Source organism: Vibrio sp. QJM3NY_35 (assembly GCF_057785915.1).
Window position 1 is genome coordinate 1,140,985 of the sequence record NZ_CM173507.1, and the last position, 23,413, is coordinate 1,164,397.

General features: G+C 44.9%; 19 protein-coding genes. 12 read left to right on the forward strand and 7 right to left on the reverse strand.

What is annotated here, in order from left to right; all coding sequences use genetic code 11:
• Positions 1-125 precede the first annotated feature (125 nt).
• Entirely contained in the window at positions 126-884 is a 759-nt protein-coding gene (gene udp / locus AC3CH3_RS05215; RefSeq protein ID WP_017632176.1) for a uridine phosphorylase, read from the forward strand.
• 179 nt (positions 885-1,063) lie between these two features.
• On the opposite strand, the gene AC3CH3_RS05220 is transcribed toward udp, so the two are convergent.
• Together AC3CH3_RS05220 and AC3CH3_RS05225 are read right to left on the reverse strand one after the other, a co-directional pair.
• A complete protein-coding gene (locus AC3CH3_RS05220) occupies positions 1,064-2,230 on the reverse strand; it encodes a DUF1887 family protein (protein WP_017065293.1) in 1,167 nt (388 codons plus the stop codon).
• A gap of 197 nt (positions 2,231-2,427) precedes the next feature.
• On the reverse strand, positions 2,428-4,419 hold the full coding sequence (locus AC3CH3_RS05225) for a methyl-accepting chemotaxis protein (RefSeq protein WP_488537886.1): 1,992 nt from the start codon (positions 4,417-4,419) through the stop codon (positions 2,428-2,430).
• 277 nt (positions 4,420-4,696) lie between these two features.
• Here AC3CH3_RS05225 and hinT point away from each other — a divergent pair, with 277 nt between their 5' ends.
• The 7 genes from hinT (at position 4,697) to AC3CH3_RS05260 (ending at position 11,268) form a co-directional block, all read left to right on the forward strand.
• Positions 4,697-5,047, forward strand: coding sequence for a purine nucleoside phosphoramidase (gene hinT, locus AC3CH3_RS05230; RefSeq protein WP_017065295.1), 351 nt, complete (start codon positions 4,697-4,699; stop codon positions 5,045-5,047).
• Between the two features lie 277 nt (positions 5,048-5,324).
• Entirely contained in the window at positions 5,325-6,716 is a 1,392-nt protein-coding gene (locus AC3CH3_RS05235) for a COG3014 family protein (protein ID WP_488537887.1), read from the forward strand.
• On the forward strand, positions 6,716-7,099 hold the full coding sequence (locus tag AC3CH3_RS05240; RefSeq protein ID WP_019822451.1) for a YcfL family putative periplasmic lipoprotein: 384 nt from the start codon (positions 6,716-6,718) through the stop codon (positions 7,097-7,099). The genes AC3CH3_RS05235 and AC3CH3_RS05240 overlap by 1 nt, the downstream gene beginning before the upstream one ends.
• A gap of 86 nt (positions 7,100-7,185) precedes the next feature.
• Positions 7,186-7,776: a penicillin-binding protein activator LpoB gene (gene lpoB / locus AC3CH3_RS05245; RefSeq protein ID WP_017060223.1), complete on the forward strand. Its 591-nt coding sequence runs from the start codon at positions 7,186-7,188 to the stop codon at positions 7,774-7,776.
• 186 nt (positions 7,777-7,962) lie between these two features.
• Positions 7,963-8,817 (forward strand): phosphotransferase, encoded by an 855-nt coding sequence (locus AC3CH3_RS05250; protein WP_488537888.1) that lies wholly within the window; start codon positions 7,963-7,965, stop codon positions 8,815-8,817.
• Between the two features lie 108 nt (positions 8,818-8,925).
• Complete coding sequence (gene ycfP / locus AC3CH3_RS05255) at positions 8,926-9,465, forward strand: alpha/beta hydrolase YcfP (protein WP_009847155.1); 540 nt, start codon at positions 8,926-8,928, stop codon at positions 9,463-9,465.
• Positions 9,466-9,978: 513 nt separating this feature from the next.
• Positions 9,979-11,268: an NAD(P)/FAD-dependent oxidoreductase gene (locus AC3CH3_RS05260; protein WP_488537889.1), complete on the forward strand. Its 1,290-nt coding sequence runs from the start codon at positions 9,979-9,981 to the stop codon at positions 11,266-11,268.
• Between the two features lie 95 nt (positions 11,269-11,363).
• Here the strand turns inward: AC3CH3_RS05260 and AC3CH3_RS05265 are convergent, their stop codons facing one another.
• The 4 genes from AC3CH3_RS05265 to AC3CH3_RS05280 all read right to left on the reverse strand — a co-directional run bounded on the left by AC3CH3_RS05265 (position 11,364) and on the right by AC3CH3_RS05280 (position 16,925).
• On the reverse strand, positions 11,364-11,909 hold the full coding sequence (locus AC3CH3_RS05265; protein WP_146457261.1) for a GNAT family N-acetyltransferase: 546 nt from the start codon (positions 11,907-11,909) through the stop codon (positions 11,364-11,366).
• 147 nt (positions 11,910-12,056) lie between these two features.
• Positions 12,057-12,824, reverse strand: a complete 768-nt coding sequence (locus tag AC3CH3_RS05270; RefSeq protein ID WP_017086100.1) for a peptidoglycan binding protein CsiV — start codon at positions 12,822-12,824, stop codon at positions 12,057-12,059.
• Between the two features lie 63 nt (positions 12,825-12,887).
• Positions 12,888-16,349 (reverse strand): transcription-repair coupling factor, encoded by a 3,462-nt coding sequence (mfd, locus tag AC3CH3_RS05275; protein WP_488537890.1) that lies wholly within the window; start codon positions 16,347-16,349, stop codon positions 12,888-12,890.
• 6 nt (positions 16,350-16,355) lie between these two features.
• Positions 16,356-16,925 (reverse strand): hypothetical protein, encoded by a 570-nt coding sequence (locus tag AC3CH3_RS05280; RefSeq protein WP_017065300.1) that lies wholly within the window; start codon positions 16,923-16,925, stop codon positions 16,356-16,358.
• 227 nt (positions 16,926-17,152) lie between these two features.
• Between AC3CH3_RS05280 and lolC the strand changes: the two genes are divergently transcribed.
• Genes lolC through lolE form a run of 3 tightly spaced genes read left to right on the forward strand, consistent with a single transcriptional unit; the run spans position 17,153 to position 20,291 of the window.
• Positions 17,153-18,361 (forward strand): lipoprotein-releasing ABC transporter permease subunit LolC, encoded by a 1,209-nt coding sequence (lolC, locus tag AC3CH3_RS05285; protein WP_488537891.1) that lies wholly within the window; start codon positions 17,153-17,155, stop codon positions 18,359-18,361.
• Positions 18,354-19,046 (forward strand): lipoprotein-releasing ABC transporter ATP-binding protein LolD, encoded by a 693-nt coding sequence (gene lolD, locus AC3CH3_RS05290; RefSeq protein WP_048614550.1) that lies wholly within the window; start codon positions 18,354-18,356, stop codon positions 19,044-19,046. Before lolC ends, lolD begins: the two co-directional genes overlap by 8 nt.
• Complete coding sequence (gene lolE / locus AC3CH3_RS05295) at positions 19,047-20,291, forward strand: lipoprotein-releasing ABC transporter permease subunit LolE (RefSeq protein WP_488537892.1); 1,245 nt, start codon at positions 19,047-19,049, stop codon at positions 20,289-20,291.
• 231 nt (positions 20,292-20,522) lie between these two features.
• Here lolE and AC3CH3_RS05300 read toward each other — a convergent pair whose 3' ends face one another.
• Positions 20,523-21,035, reverse strand: coding sequence for a DUF2062 domain-containing protein (locus AC3CH3_RS05300; RefSeq protein ID WP_060982848.1), 513 nt, complete (start codon positions 21,033-21,035; stop codon positions 20,523-20,525).
• Between the two features lie 17 nt (positions 21,036-21,052).
• On the opposite strand from AC3CH3_RS05300, the gene AC3CH3_RS05305 reads away from it, so the two are divergent.
• Positions 21,053-23,383 carry a DNA internalization-related competence protein ComEC/Rec2 gene (locus tag AC3CH3_RS05305; RefSeq protein WP_488537893.1) on the forward strand — a complete coding sequence of 777 codons (2,331 nt, stop codon included), beginning with the start codon at positions 21,053-21,055 and terminating at the stop codon, positions 23,381-23,383.
• Positions 23,384-23,413: the final 30 nt, after the last annotated feature.

The window sequence follows — 23,413 nt, forward strand, 5'->3', positions numbered from 1 at the left end:
GATCATTCATGTGACATGTGTCACTTCATTTTGTAATGAGCTTGGTTAGAGTGTGTTCGTACCCCACGAATTTACTATGAGCTTAAATAAGGGTAAAAAGCCCAATAAGCCAAAAGGAGCGAACTATGTCTCAAGCTGTTTTCCACTTAGGTGTTACTGAAGCAGATCTTAACGGTGCTACTCTTGCGATCATCCCTGGTGATCCTGCTCGTGTGCAAAAAATTGCAGAAGAGATGGAGAACCCAGTATTCCTTGCTAGTCACCGTGAATACACGCTTTACCGCGCAGAGCTAGACGGCAAGCCAGTTGTTGTATGTTCAACAGGTATTGGTGGTCCATCGACTTCTATCGCAGTTGAAGAGCTTGCTCAACTTGGTGTTCGCACTTTCCTACGTGTTGGTACTACTGGTGCTATCCAACCTCACGTAAACGTGGGTGACATGATTGTTTCTACAGGTTCTGTTCGTCTAGACGGCGCTAGCCTGCACTTTGCTCCAATGGAGTTCCCAGCAGTAGCTGACTTCGAAGTGGCAACAGCAATGAAAGCAGCAGTTGAAGAGTCTGGCGCTGCAGTTCACATGGGCGTAACGGCATCAAGCGATACGTTCTACCCAGGTCAAGAGCGTTACGATACGTTCTCTGGTCGCGTTGTTAAGCGTTTCCAAGGTTCTATGCAAGAATGGCAAGACATGGGCGTTCTAAACTTCGAGATGGAATCTGCAACACTGCTAACTATGTGTGCAAGTTCTGGTCTGAAAGCAGGTTGTGTTGCGGGTGTAATCATCAACCGTACTCAAAAAGAGACGCCTGATCACGACACTCTAAAAGTAACGGAAGCGCGCTCAATCAAAGTGGTTGTAGAAGCTGCTCGTAAAATGCTTTAAGTCTTCAAGTGACATTAAATTTTGAAAATGGCCGCATCGAATGATGCGGCCATTTTTTTGTGCCGTCTGAAAGTAATCAATAGAGAAAACAGACAACAAAAAAGGCGAGTGACTTAATCGTCATTCGCCTTTTTAACAATCTGCTTAAGAGCATTGAGCTCTCATGAGTTTATTGGTTTTTAGTACTCTAGATCTTCACTGCCACCCGCAGCTGTAAACCATGCCGTTAGGTGTGTTTTAAGATCTTTCAATTCGTCAGGGCCAATCAATGCAAGGCCAAGATCTTCTGCTCGTGTGATGTCGTTATGGCGAAGCGGGCGGAAGCTCACTAACATTGCACGTGCTTGTAGGCCACCCAGCAGGTCTCTAAGCGATTCCAGTTTGTACAAGGTGTCATCACCATCATCACGCATGCCTTTGGTCTTACATTCGATGATGTGCAGCTTATTGTTCACCACTGAGGCAACATCAAGCTCGTTACGAACCTCACGTTCACCCAGTTGACGGTATACCTGAACATTCAAAGAACGGTCTTGAATGGTCGGCATGTCATCTTGGATCTGCTTAACTGTGCTGTGAACCAATGTTTCAAGCCATTCACCGTTTGAGAAGCGGCGCGCGTCTTCATTGGCAAAGGTCAAAATACCATTGTCGTAAGTCGCAATTTTAGCTTCAACCAAATCGCTCAGCAGCATGTTGAGCTCGCGATAGCCTTGTTGCTTCTCAGATAGGCCTACATCAAGTTTTTGTTCTTTACGGCAGGTCGTTGCTAGGTAGTTCAATGTCGCAAGGCCAGGGCCTAATTCGAGTGCGTTACTCGCCCAACGTTCACCCAGTTCATAAAGTTTCTGATCCAGTTGCGGAGACAGCTGAACATCGCTGAATTCACCGCGAGCACCAAATACCGTTAGGTAGTCGTCGATAGTGATGCGGTCTTGAACCTGTGCATCTTCTTTACCGTTCGGGTACAACCAGCACAGCTTGTCGCTATTTGGTTCAACCACGAAGATTGGCCAGTGGTAAGTACGGAATACTTCGTACACAGAAAGTAGGCGGTGACGAAGGCCACAACTTGCGTTGAGCTTCACTTCTTGGCCGCGTGCTTTGAGGTCTTCGGCAAGAGTTTGGATAGATTCTTTAATAACGGACGTGTTTACGATGGTTGGAATTTCGAAAAACTCACTGGTAATGTCGCGCTTGTGCAAAACGCTGTCTAAACGTTTGTACATACTGACTTGATTTTTGTCGCCGATAAACACGATGTGAGTGCTGACCGTTCGGTTATCAAGTAAAGGGGTGAGCAAGCGAATGGGGTCTTGATCGATAATGCCAACATGAACAGCCATATAAATTCCTTAATAGCGGCTCGCTCATAAAGGTGAAAGAAAAAACGGGAAGCAGCAAGCCTTAATAATCATATAATGACAAAGCTCATAAAAAACAAGGGCAACCCTTGATAAAAGTTGCCCTAGCTCAATTAGTTACCACTATTGGGTAAGAAGTCTCAACAATCTAACTAAATATCTATCGATTCTTCATTTATCTATAGCTTGAATTGATGTACCAAATCACCTTGCTGATTCGCCAGAATTGTTAGGTTTTGGCTTGCCTCCGCAATTGAAGACATCGCTTGGTAACTCTTATCTGCGATGTGGTTGATGTCTTCGATGTTGCGTGCAATATCGCCAGACGTTTCACTCTGCTCAGCGGCTGCTTGAGAGATGTGTGTACTCATGTGGCTAATCTCTAGAATCAAGGCTTGGATCTCTTCCATCGCGCTGTTTGCACTTGAAGCTTGTTGAACCGACATGTCCATATCGCTCATACAGCTTTCAATTACGTTACTTGCAGTTTTCGAGCTTGATTGCAGATTGCTGATCATGGTCTCGATTTCAGAGGTCGATTGAGTGGTCTTTTGCGCTAGCACTCGTACTTCATCGGCAACGACTGCAAAACCACGACCTTGTTCACCTGCACGCGCTGCTTCGATTGCCGCATTAAGTGCAAGTAGGTTGGTCTGTTCAGCAATACCACGAATAACGTCAAGGATTGAACCAATCTGGCTACTCATCTGTTGTAGCTCGCCTACAGCGCCCACTGATTCAGTAAGGCGAACTTCAAGCTGATTAATGGTGCTGATGTTGGTGTTCATGATCTGACGACCAGACTCAGAAGCCGATTCTACTTGTTGAACCATGGTGAGTGAGCTTTGCGCGCTGTTCGCCACTTCTTGTACAGAATGAGACATCTCTGTCATTGCGGTCGCAACAGTCGCGGTTTGCTCACGTTGGCTGTTCAATTGAGCCTGCGTTTCAGATGACGTCTTCTGGTTGACGCTTGCAGTCTTAGTTAAGTCATCTGAAGCATCATTCAACTTCACAAGGATGTTGCGTAGGTTGTCAGCCAAGGTGTTGATGTGACGGCTCACGCGGCTGAATTCGTTGTCGTAACGAATGTCGATACGCTGAGTCATATCGCCTTCGGTTAGACCTTCTAACGTACCTAGGATGCGAGTTAATGGCTCTCGTACGCTATGTGCAATGTGGTAACCAATTGCAGCTGCGAACACGGTTACAACAATGCCAATTGCAATCGCGTTGAATAGGCCTTTGTCGTAGATGCTGCTTGCGTCAGCGAGTGATGAGTTGAGTTGCTCTTCAGCGGTCACGTTGAATGAGTCCAAAACAGCCATCGCTTGGTCAACTTCTACGGCTAGGTTGGCGATGTTCACGTACAGCGCTTGCTTGGCTTGCAGGTAGTTGTTGTGTTTGTCTAGTACGCCACCTTTCTGACCAACGTCTTTGGTGAACTTCTGAACTGACTCATCGAAGACATTCTTAAGTGCTGGTAGTTGTGTTGATAGGCCGCGATAAGCGTAGTTAAGATGAGTAACGGCCTTTTTGTTTTGGTTAACGGCTTTCTGAACGAAGGCAACATCAGAGCTAGCAAGTGCATCAGAGGTAATAACTTCTGCATCTTGCAGTTTAATAAAGTAGCTCTTTGCCATCACTTTTACAGAGATGCTTTTTTGATCGGCAACGTATTCTTTCATGCCAACGGTTAATTCTGAATGTAAGCGTTGGAAGTCACGAGAGGCTTTTTGCACTTGTTCTTGTGCTTCGAACATCGCGACGTAGTTGTTCATCGCTTCGTCTGCTTCGGCGAAGTAGCGCTCTTCCATCGCTCGTAATTGTGCGATGCGTTCGATGAGTGTTGAGTCGTTCTGGCTTGCCGCCTCTAGATTGCTTAGAACTTCAGAAAAAGAGTTTTGTGATGCAGCAAACTCTGTGCGCATTGCAGACATGCGTTCAGCGTTTTGTGTGGTTAAGAAATCTTTGAATGACTTATCAGCAGAAAGCAATTGAACACTTGTTTGATTTGAAAGCGCGACAAGTGGCAATGAGGTTTCTGAGACACTCTCAAAGTTGCTGTGTATCTGATTCATGCTGTTCATCATGATGGTTATCGTGACTGCGAACATGATGATGATCAGTGCGAAACCAGCGTACATACGCTTGATCACAGATCCCTTCATGGCTTTCTCCCTAAATAAAAATGCAGACCTAATGTCAGGTCAAAGTAAAACTAACAAAATTATCAGCATTCTATTGAGCTCGGCTTACGCATTTTATGACGCACACGTCAAAAATAGCGCTCAGTTATAACCAACATGCCATTCTTGAGAGCTAAGGCTCGTTTTCTTTGATTTGAACGGTGTTTTTTATTATGCTTTAAAGCAGATTTATTGTGGTTTGATGCGGCATAGCGCATACTCAAAGCATTAAAAAATAAATGTTTTATCGGAGAGAAACATGGCTGAAGAAACCATTTTTACTAAGATCATCAACAAAGAAATCCCAGCAGATCTACTATACCAAGACGATTTAGTAACCGCATTTCGCGATATTAACCCTCGCGCGCCAAGCCATATCCTAATCATCCCAAACAAGCTGATTCCGACAACTAACGATGTTGAAGTCGAAGATGAAGCGATGATGGGGCGCATGTTTACTGTTGCTCGCAAGTTAGCAAAAGAAGAGGGCATTGCAGAAGATGGCTATCGTCTTATCGTGAACTGTAACTCTCACGGTGGCCAAGAGGTTTATCATATTCACATGCACTTGGTTGGTGGCCGTCCGCTTGGCCCCCTATTAATGAGCTAATGAAAAGCTAACGAGTTAATGAAAGCTAATGGGCTAGTTTAAACGAGCTCATTAGCAGGTTAACACTAGTAGTTAGTTGGAAAATTTGTAGTTTGTATGCCAACTTTAAGTTCTATCTGTTGTCTGAATATCGGCATCGCCTAGGCAGAGGCTAAATCAGTAGGGTTTCAACTGGCTTGAGATCCTTTTTACAACACGTTTCGTTTTGATAATGAGACCACGAAAGGTCAGCAGACCCTAATAAAGTTGGCATTTTAAACATGCACGGAGACGATAAGTGAAGCAACAGTTTAGATTCGCTTCCATTGCCCTGTTATCGGCGTTGACCGTAGGTTGTGCGAGTATTTCAGCAGGAAGCCTATTTAGTCATTACAGCGCACAAAACAAAGCGATCTACCAAGCCGTTAAATCTGGAGATTATTCAGAGGCTCAGCAAGAGCTACCAGATTACGCGGCAGGCGACATCCTTGATAACTTTGAAAGAGGCAGAATTAACCTGCTGGATCAAAAATATCCTGAGAGTAAGTCTTCGTTTGAAGTGGCTGATCAGGCGGTTACTGAGCAGCAACGAAAAGCCGTAATCTCAATATCAGACAGTGCAACCAGCGTGGGTGCGTTGGCTGTGAATGACAATATTACCGAGTATGTGCCAGCCGATTATGAGTTGGGCTTTCTTCATCTCTATCTCGGTTTAAATTACCTCAAGAAAAATGATTTAGAAGGTGCGGTGATCGAAATGCGTCGCGCCAACCAAGTGCAAGAGCAAGCGAAGAAGCAACGCGAAGCTGAGTTAGACCGGGCAGCTAACGATGCGAAGAAGCAAGGTTTGTCTGCCAATGTCGGTAGCATCCTTGCCAACTACCCAGATGCGGGTAAAAAACTGCAGTCGGTACAGAATGCATATCTGATGTTCTTGTCTGGTCTGCTTTATGAAGCTTCGAATGATCTAAATAGCGCTTATGTTGATTATCGTCGTGCTTTGGCTGTGATGCCAGATAACCAAGATATCATCGACAGAACCATGGCGACAGCCGCTCGTTTAGGGATGCGACAAGATTTAGCGACACTAGAAAAACGTTATAAGCAGTCTTCTAAAATTAATGCAGGTGAAGGGAGAGTAATTGTTCTTCAAGAACAGAGCGCTGTACAAGCTATGGACAGTTGGCGACTAGATTTACCTGTTTATGACAGTCGCGATCAGGGAGCGATATACTCTCTTGCGCTGCCATATTACCCGAGCCAAAACGTAGAGCGTTTTTCTGCATTACGAATCAGCGGGCAGCCGCTACAAGAGCACTTGATTACCGATGTAAATGCAATGGCTCAAAACGATTTATCTGAGCGTATGACGAGCATTGTTATTCGCCAAGCGCTACGTGTGCTTGCGAAAGATCGCATTCGTAAAGAAGCCACCAAAGGCGATGATGTCGGTAATATTCTGTTCAACGTGTGGAACACACTGACAGAGCAACCAGACACTCGCAGTTGGCAATCTTTACCAGCAGAGATTAAGAGCAGCACGTTTGTAGCAAACAGTGGTCAATATACGTTGGAGGCTGGCGCTAAAACGTATGACTTTGATATTCGAGAGGGGCAGACCACCTTGGTGTGGATTTCTCGACAAGGAAACAACGCAACAATGTGGCATAAACAGCTAGGGAGGCTGTAATGAAAAAGTGGTTAGTGAGCTTAGCAGCGGTTATGGCTCTGGCTGGTTGTGCTGATAATACAGCTGGTGTAAGGGTCGATAGTCTGACTCAGAACGTTTTCTTTGGTGACAATGTATTGGGCAGCCGCTTACAGGTTGAAGATATCCGCACCGATTTAGTCGACGGTCATACGCGAGGAATCGTTCGTTTAAACAGTAACTATAAAGGCGATCAACATATCCTTTATCGTTTTTACTGGTACGACGATGCCGGCCTTGAGGTCAACCTAAAGCAAGGCCCTTGGAAGCAAGCGATTGTGCGTGGCTTTGAAAGTATTTCGTTGTCGGAAGTGTCGGTAAACCCGAAAGCGACTCAGTTTAGAGTTCAGTTCCGAGAGCAGTAAGTTAGACAAAATGGATCGAATGGTTCGTAAATATAAGAATTTAAGAGTGTGGGTAACCCCACTCAGTGATAAGTTGAGGAAACAAAATGAAAAAGAGTGTCATTGCGCTACTAGGTTTAGCGGTTATTTTAGGCGGTTGTTCGAACAAGGTAAGCTACGGTGATGCACAAGCAGTAGAAACCACGACAATCGATTTCGGTTCAACTGACCTTCAAACGATTGCGGGTGAAATGGTCGATAGCATGATGGCGTCTGGTTCAGTGTCTTACATTACTCGTGAACAGCGTCCAATCGTGTTCGTTGAGCGAATCAAGAACAAAACAAGTGAGCACATCGATACTGAGTCAATCACTGACACAATCAGTACTAAAATGTTGAACTCTGGTAAGTTCCGTTTCGTTGATATGGATCGTGTTGAGTCTGTTCGTGATCAACTGAACTTCCAAAACAACGATGAGCTTGTAAACCAAAGTTCAGCGATTCAGTTTGGTAAAATGGTGGGCGCTCAGTATATGTTGTACGGCAACCTATCAAGCATCGTTAAGAAAGCGGGTAGCGATGAAGACGTATACTACAAAATGACGATGCGCCTAATGGATCTTGAGTCTGGCTTGATTGAGTGGGCTGACGAGACTGAAATCCGTAAGCAACAATCTAAGAGCCTTCTAGGCCTTTAATTTCGCTTACTTGCCAACTAAACGCAGCCAGTTTTGACAGCGTCTAGTCTTGGCTGCGCATAGTTTGGCCACATATAGCTTGGTCACACGCCAATGCAGTGCATGATGTGCTGTTTATGAAGAGACACTGGCTTTTGGTCAGTGTCTTTTTTGTAGGGAAATGAAGACGTTTATAGGGAATGAGCAATGGCAATTTTTTCTTGGTCTGAGGCTAAGCTTCTTGATACCAGTCTGAGTTCGCTTGATGGTTACTTTTCTGAGCCTCCAGTTAGAGCTCAGACATTAACAGGCGGTTTGACCAATCGATGTTGGAAATTGGTTGATGCCGATGGCACTGCGTATGTTTGGCGGCCAACAACACCTATCACTAAAGCCTTCTTCATCTCTCGTCATGAAGAGTACCAAGTGTTGTCGGCAATTGAGCGTCTCGGCATCGGGCCAAGCCCAGTGGTGGTCAATGAGCAAGGCTTATTGGTTGAATGGATTGCGGGTGAGACGCTTTACGAAGGCTTAGAGCTTGATGATTTGTTGAAGACGCTGATCTCAGTGCATCTGGTTAATACTGCGCGATTACCACTGCAACCATTCAGTTTCACGGCGCGAGTCGACCATTACTGGCTGCAGCTTGATGCGATTCATAAGACCGAAGCCTGCACTAAGATTTATCAAGAGTGGCGCGTGGCTCCGAGTATTACCAATGTTGACCTGTCTTTGTGCCATTTTGACTTAGGTGGTTATAACCTAGTGAGAAACAGTGACGGCATTAAGATTATTGATTGGGAATACGCTGCGCTCGCAGACCCTAGGCTCGATTTAACATTAACCATTGCGGTTGCTGGCGTGCCAGTCTCAGAAGCGGTTGAGAAGTATTGTCAGCTGCGAGGTATCCATGATGTTCAGCCTTGGCTCGATGGTGTAGAAGCATGGTTACCAAGAAGCCAGATGATGGCGATGCTATGGTATTTACTTGCTCATCAGCTTTGGGGCGATGAAAGTTATCTGCGTGAAGCAGAGGCTCTGAGTCACACTTTATGTAGCTAGGATCACGTTTAGGAAGTGAAAAATATAATTTCTCAGCTGTTACCTTTAAAACCTTGTTTTTCGTGTTAGATTGATCAAAACGTACCAATATTCAACGGGGGAGGTACAATGATTATCTATCTACATGGCTTCGACTCAACAAGCCCGGGCAATCACGAAAAAATACTGCAGTTGCAATTCATTGATGATGACGTTCGTTTCATCAACTACAGTACTTTGCATCCAAAACACGATATGCAGCATCTGCTAAAAGAAGTGCATAAAGTGATAGAGCAATCCGATGATCCGCATCCCATTATTTGTGGTGTAGGTTTAGGTGGTTTTTGGTCTGAGCGTATTGGTTTCTTATGTGGGATTAAGCAGGTGGTGTTCAACCCTAATCTGCACCCTGAGAACAACATGGTAGGTCGAATTGACCGTCCAGAAGAGTACGAAGACATCGCAACTAAATGTGTTGCTCAGTACCGCATGAAAAACAAAGGACGCTGTTTGGTAGTGTTGTCTCGTGAAGATGAAATCCACGACAATACCAAAACCGCTGCCGCGCTAGAAGATTACTACGACGTAATCTGGGATGAGAAAGAGAGTCATAAATTCAAAAAGATCTCTCAACATCTTCAAGCAATGAAAGCGTTCAAAAACGCTTAATCAATCTGGATGCTTTATAAAAGCAGTGCTCAATGAGTGCTGCTTTTTTACATCTGAACTTTTGCGTTCGTGTTTCATAAAGCGGTTATCGCTGTTTTATCTGTGAGTTTGCGCATTTATAGATCAGTTTGCGCAAACGTTAACTAATTAGTCGCGAATCCTCATTAAGGGTAAGGATTTTTTTGTTGCGGTCATCTTTTTGCTATATATAATGTTCCAAAGCAAAATATTTTGACAAATATCAAAAAAAATTGAGAGCGAGTGAAAAAACTTGCCCATAATTTGTGTTCTGCCTCTCAGGTAGTCACCTTTTTTTATCCATGTGAGCAAAGCAACAAACCAACATTTGTTGTTTGTAATCCCTCTAACTACTCGGTGAGCTGTCGTTATTCTTTTTCGCGGTAATCCAATTTGTAACAGCCTTCGCATTCAAGGCCGAGTAGATACATAGAATTTATCGGTTGGAGTAATCGAGCCGAACCCCATTTATTCATTTTGTAGAGGATTGTCATTGTGACAAAAATTATCGTAGTAGGCGGCGGTGCTGGTGGTTTAGAGCTAGCAACTAAGCTAGGCCGCACTTTAGGTCGTAAGAAACGTGCCCAGATTACTCTGGTAGACCGTAAAGCAAGCCACCTATGGAAACCATTACTTCATGAAGTAGCAACTGGTTCACTGGATGAAGGTGTTGATGCACTAAGCTACCGTGCACACGCAAAAAACCATTACTTCGATTTCCAAATGGGCAGCCTGAACGACATCGATCGTGAGCGTAAAGTGATTGCACTAAGCGAGCTTACAGACGAGCACGGTGAACTGCTTATGCCAAGCCGTGAACTTGAATACGACATTCTTGTTATGGCACTAGGTTCAACGTCGAACGACTTCAACACTCCAGGTGTTCGCGACAACTGTATTTTCCTTGATAGCCCAGAACAGGCGCACCGTTTCCGTACTGAAATGAACAACCAGTTCTTAAAGCTTCATGCTAAGAACGGCCAAGGTACGGTAGACATCGCGATTGTTGGCGCGGGTGCAACAGGTGTAGAGCTTTCTGCAGAGCTACACAACGCAGTTAAAGAGCTTCGTACTTACGGCTTTGGTGATCTAGATTCAAGTAAGCTGAACGTGAACCTAGTTGAAGCGGGTGAGCGTATTCTTCCTGCTCTTCCTCCTCGTATTTCAAGCGCAGCACACTCTGAGCTAACGAAGCTTGGTGTAAACGTTCGTACAAATACTATGGTGACGCAAGCTGACGCTGATGGTCTAACAACCAAAGACGGTGACAAGATCCCTGCACAAATCATGGTATGGGCAGCAGGTATTAAAGCGCCAGATTTCATGAAAGATATTGGTGGTCTTGAGACTAACCGTATCAACCAGCTTGTTGTGAAAAACACGCTGCAAACGACACTGGATGACAACATCTTTGCTATCGGCGACTTAGCGCAATGTACGCAAGCAGACGGTTCATTCGTTCCACCACGTGCACAAGCGGCTCACCAGATGGCAAGTTGTGCGTTTAGCAACATCATTGCTAAGTTAAACGGCCGCGACCTGAAAGATTACATCTACAAAGATAAAGGCTCACTTGTTTCGCTGAGCCGATTTTCTACGGTAGGTAGCTTGATGGGTAACCTGACGAAAGGCTCGATGATGGTTGAGGGTCGTATTGCTCGTATCGTTTACATCTCTTTGTACCGTATGCACCAGATGGCACTTCACGGACTAATTAAAACATCGCTGATGATGTTAGTTGGTCGTATTAACCGTGTACTTCGTCCAAACCTAAAGCTTCACTAATCAGGTAAGCCTTCTAAGGTTATTACGCTGATAATAAAAAAGAGCTCTTCGGAGCTCTTTTTTGATCGTGTCGACTACGTGTTGTTTTAGCCTACTTAAGAGGTTGGAGGTAATACGGAGTAAACCACGCCATCTCTCGGCTTACCGTTAAAGATAAAGCGATTCTTAGCAATGGTTTCACGTTCAGCGCCACATTTCTCGATCAGCTTTTGGCTGGGTAGGTTCTCTGTATCGCAGACAATCTCCAAACGCGTTAACTTGAGCAGTGCAAAGCAAAATTCAAATAAGGCAATCATCGCTTCCTTGGCTATCCCTTTTCTTTGAAATTCATCACCCACCCAATAACCTAAACTTGCCATGTTAAAGGTGTGGTAAAGCTCATTAATGGCCACCATACCGACTAACTTATCGCTTTTTCGCTCGAAGATACCAAAGCCAAACGCTTCGGCTTTAACCCAGTTTAAGCGAGTCGCCAGAATGAATTTCTCGGCCTCGATGATAGAAAACTCGTCGTGGCACCAGTCGAGCCATGGCAATAAACTCGGGGAGGACTTAACTAGCTGCGAAAATTCTTGAGCGTTTGAGGCTTCAATAATTTTGAGGCTGAGATTTTGTGTATTGATCTGAAAGTCAGGGCTCATAGGACGTACCAAGTAACGTATAAGTAAGTACCGCGTGAATATAGCCTGTACTAATAAAACGCCCTCACAATGGAGGGCGTATTGAATGCATCAAGTTCGGTTCTATATAAGAATAGCTGAGTTACTGAGCTATTCTTATTATGCTAATTATTGCGCCACACGTCGAACTTGAATCACCATGCCAAGAAGCGGGTGATCAAGGTAGTGAGTCTCAGTACTGCGCATACGACGTTTTTGGTCCATGCGGTAGCTCTTAAGGAACTCTTCCACTTCAACCGTGGGAGAAATCTCAGTGAGGTTGCCCACTTGAACATTGCTTTCGGCGCCACTTACTGGTGAATCTAGCTCGATTTGTTGCTCTTGAAGAGTCACTTCACGAACGCTCGGCGCTTTTAAATCCAATGTTGTTTCAGCGTAGAGGTAATGCTGAACGTAGATTTGTAGCTTGCCGTCTAATTCGTACAGTGGCTTATCAATGGTCTCTTCTTTGAAGCCATCAGTATTTGCTGCAGTTACTGCACCTTTCTCTGAACCGTCAGCGTTGAAGTCTTTTGAGAAATCTTTACCTGCTTGAATGTGGAATACAGGTGCCGAGCTCTTACCTTGGTCGCCCTGACGCCAAGCGGTATGCATTAGCACTTCAAAACCAGCGTGTTTACGTAGTTTATCTTTCTGAGGCGTTAACTTGTATTCCGAGTAAGGCAGCATTTGTACGCCTTTCTTTGCTCGGTATTGGGTGTCTTGAAATGAACCAACGCGCTCAAGTGAAATCTTAGGCTGTGTGTTAGGCCAGGATTCATTCACTTTTTCTGCATCAACAGCACGCTTAAAAATGATCACTTCTATATCAAATTGTCTCTGCGCCAAACTTGGCAGTGAGACGAACAATAGTAGCAGTGGGATCAGTCTTTTCATTTTTACTCCGTCTTCCAGCCGAACTATCGGCTGGATAATTTATATGTGCAAGTGGATTGGGTCTTATGCTGAAGGCAGCAAGTTCTGTCTGAATTCGCCCAATAAATCACTAACAAATTGAATTCGTTTCCGTCTGTCGACCAATGGTATCGTAAACTTGAACTTTGTTGGTCCTTCCATTGAAAACTTTTGCGGTTGAGATTGCAACAGTTTAACAAGGTAGGCCGGGTTTATGTCAGCATCTGGGTAGAATTCTAAGAATCCACCTTTATCGTGAGCTTCAATTTTCTTCGCTTTGATTGACGCCGCGGCTAATTTTAGCTCAGAAACTGACAACAAGTTCTTGGTAGCATCAGGTAGAAGGCCGAAGCGATCAATCAGCTCGACTTTCAACTCGGCCAATTCGTCGGTGTCACTCACGCTCGCAATACGCTTATAGGTAGACAAACGTGTATTGATGTCTGGGATGTAGTCATCAGGCAACAGTGCAGGCAGGCGCATCTCAATTTCAGTTTGTTCACGCAGTAGGTCATCAAGCGATGGCTCTCGTCCCTCTTTTAATGCCTCAACTGCTTGTTCAAGCATCTCCATGTAAAGCGTAAAGCCAACCGACTGGATTTGACCACTCTGTTCATCACCGAGTAGTTCACCTGCACCACGAATCTCTAAGTCATGGGTTGCTAGCGTAAAGCCTGCACCTAAGTCTTCAAGGGAAGCAATGGCGTCTAATCGCTTGACGGCATCTTTGGTCATTGCTTTCGGGGGAGGTGTCAGCAAGTAGGCATAAGCTTGGTGGTGAGATCGACCCACACGCCCACGCAATTGGTGCAGTTGCGCTAAACCAAGGTTATCGGCTCTGTCCATTAATATGGTATTTGCCGTTGGTACGTCGATACCTGTTTCTATGATGGTTGTACACACTAACAAGTTAAAACGCTGGTGATAGAAGTCATTCATGATGCGTTCTAGTTCGCGCTCACGCATTTGCCCATGAGCGACAGTCACACGTGCCTCTGGAATCAGTTTCTGTAGTGATTCAGCCGTTTTCTCAATCGTATCGACTTGGTTATGCAGGAAGTAAACCTGACCACCACGCATGATTTCACGAAGTACTGCTTCTCTCACTACGGCATCATCACTTTGACGAACAAAGGTTTTGATTGCTAAGCGTCGTGCAGGCGGCGTTGCGATGATAGACAAGTCACGCATGCCACTCATCGCCATATTTAGCGTTCGTGGAATAGGCGTCGCGGTTAACGTTAAGATGTCGACATCTGCACGCATCGCTTTCACTTTCTCTTTCTGACGTACACCAAAGCGGTGTTCTTCATCGACAACCAACAAGCCAAGATCTTTGAACTTAATATCGCTAGAAAGTAGCTTGTGAGTACCGACCAAGATATCGACCTTACCGTCGGCGACATCTTGCATGATTAATTTCTGTTCTTTGGCTGATTTGAATCGAGATAGAACTTCGACACGAATCGGCAAGTTGGCGAAACGGTCGCGGAAGTTTTCGAAGTGTTGCTGAGCAAGTAGGGTAGTAGGAACTAACACTGCCACTTGTTTGCTGTTATCAGTACATACAAACGCTGCGCGCATCGCCACTTCTGTCTTACCAAAACCCACATCACCACACACTAGGCGGTCCATGGCTTTTGCTTGACACATGTCAGACATAACCGCATTGATTGCCATCGCTTGGTCATCGGTTTCTTCAAATGGGAAGCCAGATTTGAAGGTTGCGTATTGACCGCGGTCCAATACAAACTTGTAGCCCGGTTTCAGTTCACGCTTGGCGTAAACATCAAGTAATTCTGCGGCCACGTCACGGACTTTCTCAGCTGCACGTTTACGCGCTTTCTGCCATGCTTCGCCACCAAGTTTATGTAACGGTGCTGAGTCTTCAGCACCACCAGAGTAGCGTCCGATGAGATTCAAAGAAGCAACAGGCACGTACAACTTGGCATCGTTTTGATACTCAAGGGTTACGTATTCGGTTTTCATGCCACCAGCTTCGAGTGTCTGCAGGCCGATGTAACGACCAATACCGTGGTCAATGTGAACAACTGGCTGACCCGGTTTAAGTTCCGCAAGGTGACGAATTACGGTGTCGCTGTTGACGCTTTTCTTATCTTTCTTACGACGCTGAACAACACGATCGCCAAGTAAGTCGCTTTCACAGATAAGCGCGATGTTTTGCTCTTCATGGATAAAACCGTGTTCAGCAGAGCCTAGGATGAGGCTGAATTTGTCCTTTGCTTTGATTGCGGCATCGAGGTTTTCAACTTCGCTTGGTCGTACTTTAATACCACGAAGCAGCTCACTCAGCGCTTCACGACGACCTTCTGATTCAACCGAAAAGACCACTTTGCCCTCGAAGGCTTCTGTGAATTTTCTTAGGTTAGCCAAAGGCTCTTTATTTTGATGCTGAACGCTGAGATCAGGCAATGACACGACAGGTAAGTTAGTGCGGCCTGCTTTCTCTTCAATCGACTCTAGGCTTAGGCTGAACTGTGGCTTCTGTTTGAAGTGTGAGAATAGTTCGTCTTTCTTCAACCAAAGTTGCTCAGGTGTCAGCAGTGGTCGTAATGGATCAACACCGCGCTGTTCGTATCGATGAGCAACGTCCGTTAGGAATGAATCTACTGCAGTCTCGACATCACCTAGAATCAGCAGTTGCGCTTCATCGGCAACGTAATCAAACAAGGTTTCAGTGTGATCAAAGAACAGCGGCTGCCAGTACTCGATACCAGCAGGCCAAGTACCTTTTGAAACCTGCATATAAACCGATTCTGGTTCGCGGCGCGCATCAAACTGTTGGCGCCAACGAATACGGAAATCTTCAATCGCTGTTTCCGAGGTCGGGAATTCGTGAGCAGGCAGCAGGCGGATCTCAGAGATGTCTTCGATAGAACGCTGGTTTTCAGGATCGAAAGTACGAATAGTATCGATCTCGTCATCGAAGAAGTCGATGCGATACGGGTCTTTACTGCCCATTGGGAATAGGTCAAGAATAGAACCTCGACTTGCGTATTCACCGGGGCCAAACACTTGATCAACGTAACGATAGCCTGACTTTTCAAGCTGTAGGCGCAGTTTCTCAAGCGAGTAGAGATCGCCCGTTTTCACCATTAACGTGTGTTGTAGCAAAAAGTCTCGCGGTGACTGGCGTTGCAATAACGTGCTGATCGGAACGATCGTGATACCATCTTTTAGCGTTGGCAGTGCATAAAGGCGAGCGATACGATCTGAAATGATCTCTTGGTGCGGCGAGAAGCTATCGTATGGCAGCGTTTCCCAATCAGGGAATAATGCGACTTCATGTGCCGTAAACTGTTCAATTTCAGATTGAAGCTTAAGCGCCACTTGTGGGTCGGGTACAGCCAAGACGGTATGGCTGTTGTGTTGCTCTGCGAGTTTGGCAATGGCAAGAGCGAGAGATGAACCGACTAGGTTACCGATGTGCTTTTTGTCACCGGCACCTTTAAGTTTAGGTAGTGTAAATATGGATTTTTTGGTCATGTTAATTTACTTGTTATCTCGGTCTAGAGAGCGTTGACGCAAGAGTTTCTGTTGTTGATAAAGTGCCGCTTTAATTAGCAGGTCTTGGTCGGTATCGCGAAGATGAGCGTATTTAAATTTGATTTCGAAACCTGAGTCTTTCGCCTCGCTAGCAAATACTTCTGCGTAGCAATAAATGGCTGCAGCTGGGTGCTCTAGAAAAAGTTTGGCTTTTACTAAGCGACCCGGTTCGATGTCTGCTTTTGAAAAGCAGGAAAACTGACTCGCACCAAATGAATAGGTGTGAGTGCGAAATTTCTCATCATCTTGCTGCGATAACATAAAGCTCAACAAGAGGTTTAATTTTGAGTTTTGTGCATCCAATAAACTGGTGACATTCTTCAAGTCGCTGTTTTTCAGTTCAGCACGCGCACTGTCAGCTAACAGATCCAATTGGCTAAATTCACTTGCCACCACAAATGGTGCTGGGATCTCAGATTCGAATTGAATTTGAGAAGGTAAAGTGAAGCCGCTGTCCATTGGTTCAATATTAGCGGTAAGGCTATGGTGAACGGTGAAAAACTCTTGTTCTGTCATGCGTTAGTTCCTTGAAGTGATCTATTGATTATCGCTATGTGGCCGCAGTAATCAAGGTCAGTTAATTGAAAGTCTCAAATAGTTGTTTGAAATTTGGCTATTTGACAAGGTTCTGTTTTTCAAGCCTAACTAATTGAGTTAATTCACTCTATATTTTCAATTAACCCCTACACAGTAACAGCAATACCCGTTACATTAACCCGCATCCCCTTTAGATGGTTCAAAGTATGTTTCATCCTATTTCGTTGTTTGTTGGCCTACGCTATTTGAAAGGCCGTTCAGGTGATCGCTTTAGCCGTTATGTTTCTTATATGTCGACGGCAGGTATCACAATTGGTGTGCTGTCTTTGGTTACTGTTTTATCGGTAATGAATGGATTCGAAGCGCAGTTAAAAGACCGAATTCTTGGTGTTCTTCCTCAAGCGGTGGTTTATGAGCAAGGTGGCACCACCCCTCTTGCTGCCCAAGCGCCTAATTTTGCAGAGCAAATCTCGCTTAATGGTCACGTTGAACCGATTGTCCGCAGTGAGGCGGTGATTCAGAGTCCGGCTCAGTTATCTGCAGGGTTGTTAATCGGCATTGAACCTAATTCAGACGACCCTCTTCAGAACCACTTAATTGCAGGTCGATTGTCTTCACTTAAAGCGGGTCAATATCAGTTGTTCCTCGGTCATACTTTGGCGAGAAACTTGAAAGTATCTATGGGTGACAAAGTTCGCCTGATGGTGACCAGCGCTAGCCAATACACCCCATTAGGTCGTATTCCAAGCCAACGAAATTTTACCGTAGCTGGCATTTTTAACACGGGCTCGGATATCGATGCTCAATTGATGGTTACCGACATCAAAGACGCAGGACGATTGATGCGTTATAAGTCTGATACGATTTCAGGTTGGAGACTGTTTTTTGAAGACCCGTTTGAAGTCGCAGAGTTATCGACTCAGCCATTGCCAGAAGGTTGGTTGTGGAGTGATTGGCGCGACCAGCGTGGTGAGTTATTCCAAGCCGTTCGAATGGAAAAAAATATGATGGGCTTAATGCTTGGGCTGATTATCGGTGTTGCTGCTTTCAATATTATCTCGGCACTTATCATGGTGGTGATGGAGAAGCAGTCTGAAGTCGCGATTCTTAAGACCCAAGGTATGACTGATGGTCAAGTCATGGGGATCTTCATGGTTCAAGGCGCAAGTAGTGGTGTGATTGGCGCGTTATCTGGTGGTGTGTTAGGCGTTGCCCTAGCGATGAACCTTAATACTATTTTAGAGGCGATGGGCGTTGCTCTATTCTCATTTGGTGGACAGTTGCCAATTCTGATTAACCCGATTCAAATCGCTGTTGTTGTGGTTTTGGCTATTGCACTGAGCCTGATTGCTACTGTATTTCCTTCTTATCGTGCATCGTCTGTGAAACCTGCTGAGGCCCTTCGTTATGAGTAATTTTCTTCAATGTAATGATATCCGTAAAACGTACCGTGAAGGCTCGTTAGATACTGAGGTGCTCAAGGGAGTCAGCTTTGAAATCGAAAAGGGTGAGCTAGTAGCAATCATCGGTACCTCTGGGTCGGGTAAAAGTACCTTACTGCATATCTTAGGCGCATTAGACGATGCTTCTGCGGGCAGCGTAAGTTTTCTTGGCCAAGATTTAGCATCTCTGAGCTCGAATAAGCAGGCCAAACTTCGTAACCAACATCTTGGCTTTGTCTATCAGTTTCATCATCTTCTATCTGACTTTTCAGCGTTAGAAAACGTAGCAATGCCGTTGCTGATTGGTGGTGAAAAGCCAGCGAAAGCGAAACAAGAAGCACAACGTTTGTTGGATAAAGTCGGATTGAGTCATCGTGTTGATCACCGACCTTCAGAGCTTTCTGGTGGTGAGAGACAACGTGTGGCTATTGCGCGAGCTTTAGTTAATAAGCCGGCTTTGGTGCTGGCGGATGAACCAACAGGTAACCTTGACCACAACACGGCACTGTCTATTTACGATTTAATGCGTGAATTGAACCGCGAATACGATACCGCTTTCTTGGTTGTAACGCATGATGGTGAACTTGCGGGCAAGATGGATCGCCAACTTCACATGCAAGATGGTTTACTGGTCAACGTAGAAAAAGAGGAGAGCTAAGTGTTTTCTTCTTTATCTTTATTGATAGGCGGTCGCTTTAGCCGAGCGAAACAACGAGACAAAATGGTGTCGTTTATCTCTTTGTCTTCGACGATTGGTATTGCGGTTGGCGTAGCCGTGATCATTATCGGTTTATCTGCCATGAATGGTTTTGAACGAGAGCTTGAATCGCGAGTACTTTCTGTCATTCCTCACGGTGAGTTTGAAGGTGTGAATAAGCCTGTGACTCGTTGGGAACATGTTATTGAGGAGTCGGTAAAGCACGATAAAGTCATTGCTGCGGCGCCTTATGTAAAAATTACTGCGCTTGCAGAAAAGGGCAAAGAGCTGAAAGCGATCGAAGTTCGAGGCGTTGACCCACAACTTGAGCAACAAGTCTCGAGTTTATCGAGCTTTATTGATAAGCAAGCTTGGAGCGAGTTTAAGGCCGGGCAACAGCAAATTATCTTGGGTTCTGGTGTAGCTAATGTGTTGGGTGCGAAAGTCGGTGATTATCTGACTTTGATGATTCCAACGGTGAATGGTTCTGTGAAGGTCCAGGCGCCAAAACGTGTTCGAGTGAAAGTGGTTGGCTTACTGACGCTTAACGGACAGATAGATCACAGCTTGGCTCTCATCCCTATTGGTGATGCTCAAGTTTACGCAAACCTAGGCGAGGCAGTGACAGGGGTTTCTTTAAAAGTGACCGATGTGCTGAACGCAAACTCGATTGTGCGTGAAGTTGGTAACCAGCTTGATGTGTACGTGTACTTACGTAGTTGGCAACAGAAGTTTGGTTTCTTGTACCGAGATATCCAGTTGGTTCGTACTATCATGTATCTAGTGATGGTATTGGTTATTGGTGTGGCTTGTTTCAATATTGTCTCGACGCTAATGATGGCAGTAAAAGACAGAGCATCAGAGATCGCAATATTAAGAACCATGGGCGCATCGGACGGCCTTGTGAAACGCATTTTCGTTTGGCAGGGCGTATTATCAGGCGTGTTAGGTAGTTTGGTGGGCAGTGCAATAGGTGTGTTAGTCGCGCTTAATCTCACGACACTTATCAAAGGGCTTGAAAAGTTGGTCGATCATCAGTTCTTATCCGGTGATATCTACTTTGTCGACTTCTTGCCATCACAACTGAATATGATGGATGTAATTGTCGTTTCAGGAACTGCGATTGTGTTGAGCTTGCTGGCAACATGGTACCCAGCATCACGAGCGGCGAAGTTAAACCCAGCCTCGGTGCTTAGTTCAAAGTAATGCTCGAAGCCATGGTCTAAGTAATACGCCCTGTAATTATTCGCGATATATAAACGGCGTAAACAAAAAAGGATCCCTGATGGGATCCTTTTTTATTGAATTCAATTCGTGTTCTTTACGACTTTCGTTACATACCAATATTGCAGAGTTCTGTTGTTCATCTGACTTTAACTTGTGTGTGTTTTAAGTAAGGCACATACAAGGATAGATTGGATAACAAGGAAAAGTTGTTCAGTACCTTGCTTGTCGTTTCTTCCAACTTCTTACTACTGAATAGCGCCATAAGCCGCGGATACCAAAGTAGCCAATCATCGCTGAAGCCACGCCACAAATCATACACCCTAGCAGGAATGGAGGCCCGATGGTGCTCATTTGCGCCAAGATGAAGTCCCAAGACAGTTCGAAATGAAAAGCTTGAGGTGGCACATGCATAACAAACGCCCCAACTTTATAAGCAAAGTAGAAGAGAACGGGCATGGTAACTGGGTTACTGATCCAAACAAGAGCGACAGCCAAAGGTAGGTTAACGCCACATGCGACAGCAAGGCCTGCAGACATAATCATTTGGCTTGGTAGAGGGACAAACGCCATGAATAACCCAACAGCGAACGCGCCGGCCGCAGAGCGACGATTAAGGCACCATAAGTTGGGGTTGTACAAAACATTGCCAAAAACTCTCAATGCTTTCTGACGCTTGATTAGCTCATGGTCAGGCATAAATCGTTTGATAAACTTTCTTGGCATAGGAGGAAGCTACTCTCTTGTTTAACACTTGGTTCTTGATTTCATTTGCTGCGACAGTTGTGTCTGTCAGCTTTTGGCCTGTGATGCCACATTGGGTTTGGGCATCATTGATGCTTTTGTTACTTATGGCATCAACAAAGTATAGCGTTTTCCGGAGTGCAAGAGGTCCAGTAACAGCATTGATACTAGTTATTTGCCTTGGGAATACAATTGAAATACAGACAAGTCGATTATTTCAATCCGGGCAGAATACTACCATAAATGCTTCGGTTGTTAGCCTTTTTAGTGAAAATAGCCACGGTTTTGAAAGTGTAATAGTAGCCAGATCAATTGGCGGCGAAAAATTAATCTTTCCTCAATTGATAAAATTACGATTATTTACTCCTTTTAAGTTAACGCTTGGAGATGACGTCTACTTATCTGCGTCCATAAAGCCGGTATGGGGCAAACTCAATGAAGCGGGCTTTGATCTAGAAAAGTACTTGTTTAGTTCCGGCGTGGTTGCCAATGCAACTTACCGAGCAGGTACAAGATATCGGATTCACTCTAGCACGAGCTTGCGATCTCAATGGTTTGAAACCAGCCTTGGAAGGTTAAGCCAGCTAGAAAACAAAGACCTCATTATGGCTTTAAGTTTTGGCTATCGAGCTCTAATTAATCCTCAGCGTTGGGATTTGCTTAAAAGTAGTGGCTTGATCCACTTGATGGCTATCTCGGGGCTCCATATTGGGATTGCCTTTGGTATCGGTTATCAGGTCGGAAAGATATTCAGGTTACTGTCACCTTCATTTCTTTGGTTACCCACAATATTCGGGCTCGGTTTAGCCTATTTCTATAGTTGGTTTGCTGGATTCACGCTACCTACATTAAGAGCTTTGGTGATGTGTGTCATCGCAAGTTACTTTTTATGGCGTGGACAAAATATCAGTTTGCTCCGATATGTTGGTTTAAGCTTGTGCGTGGTTCTGCTGATTTGGCCATTTTCAGCATTGTCGAGCAGCTTTTGGTTGTCATTTGGCGCGTTGGGCGCCGTTCTTTATATTGCGTTGAATAGTCAGCCATCCTATTCAAACTCAACATTTATCGACCGAGCACTACAGCTCTTCAAGATTCAGCTAATGCTGACATTCCTGATCACACCGTTTTCGATGCTGTTCTTTAGCGGAGTTAGCTTAGTCTCTGTTTTCTACAATTTACTCCTTTTGCCTTGGATATCGATGGTGACGATCCCGCTGTTGTTTTTGGCAATGTTTCTCAGCTTAATATCGGAGTCAGTGTCTGGCTTGGTTGGTATAACAGCGCTAGACAATGGTTTGGTTAGTCAGCTGTGGAAGTTGGTCGACTTGTCGCTTGAGCCTCTCGTATTTAGCCTTCCTTTCTCTGAGCCATTTTGGATCCAAGTCGATAATCATGTGATTGCGCTATCTGTATTCCTTATTTTGTTTTTGAGTTTTGTTAGTCGATATCTCAAGACAACAGTATCGATATTGGTCATTGCAGTGTTTGTGCTGTGGTGGGAATTCGGCAAACCCCAGCAAGGAAAATTAACCATAGATATATTAGATGTTGGACATGGGTTGTCTTTGGTATTGGAAAAGAACAATCAAGTCATTGTTTACGATCTTGGTAATGCATGGCCAGAAGGTTCGGTTGTCGAATCCTTGTTGATTCCTACTTTGAATCAGAGGGGGATTTATGAATTAGAAGGCGTGATTGTGAGTCATTTTGATTCTGACCATGCTGGTGGCTATCCGGCGTTACTTGAGAGCTACGCTCCTAAGTGGATAAGAACCAGTCAGAATATTAATCAACAAACACAATATACCACTCAAACTCAGTCAAATATTCAAGCATGTACTATTGGAGAGGCTTGGAACTGGCAAGATCTTTTTTTTGAGGTGTTGTGGCCTCCCAAACAAGTGAAGAGGGCGTATAACCCACATTCGTGTGTGGTCAGGCTCTCGGCACCCAGTTTAGAGTTTTCGATGTTACTCACTGGTGATATTGAACTGGTAAGTGAGTGGTTACTAGCTCGTGAAGGTGAGCAGCTCAGGAGTGATGTAATGCTTGTTCCGCATCATGGTAGTGACTCGTCGTCGATTAAACCGTTTATTGAGGCCGTGTCACCTCAGCTAGCGATAGCTTCTTTGGCCAAAGGCAATCAGTGGGGAATGCCGAGCAGATCTGTTGTGGGACGTTATCAGGAAGCAGGGAGTACCTGGCTTGATACTGGAGAAAGTGGACAAATAACCATCACTCTTAGTGAAGAAGGTTGGCAATATCATACGATTAGAGAACAACAAGGCAGGCAGTGGTATAGGCAGATGCTTCGTAAGGGAGTAGAATAGATAGATTATTGTGAGAAAATTAAGCGATTC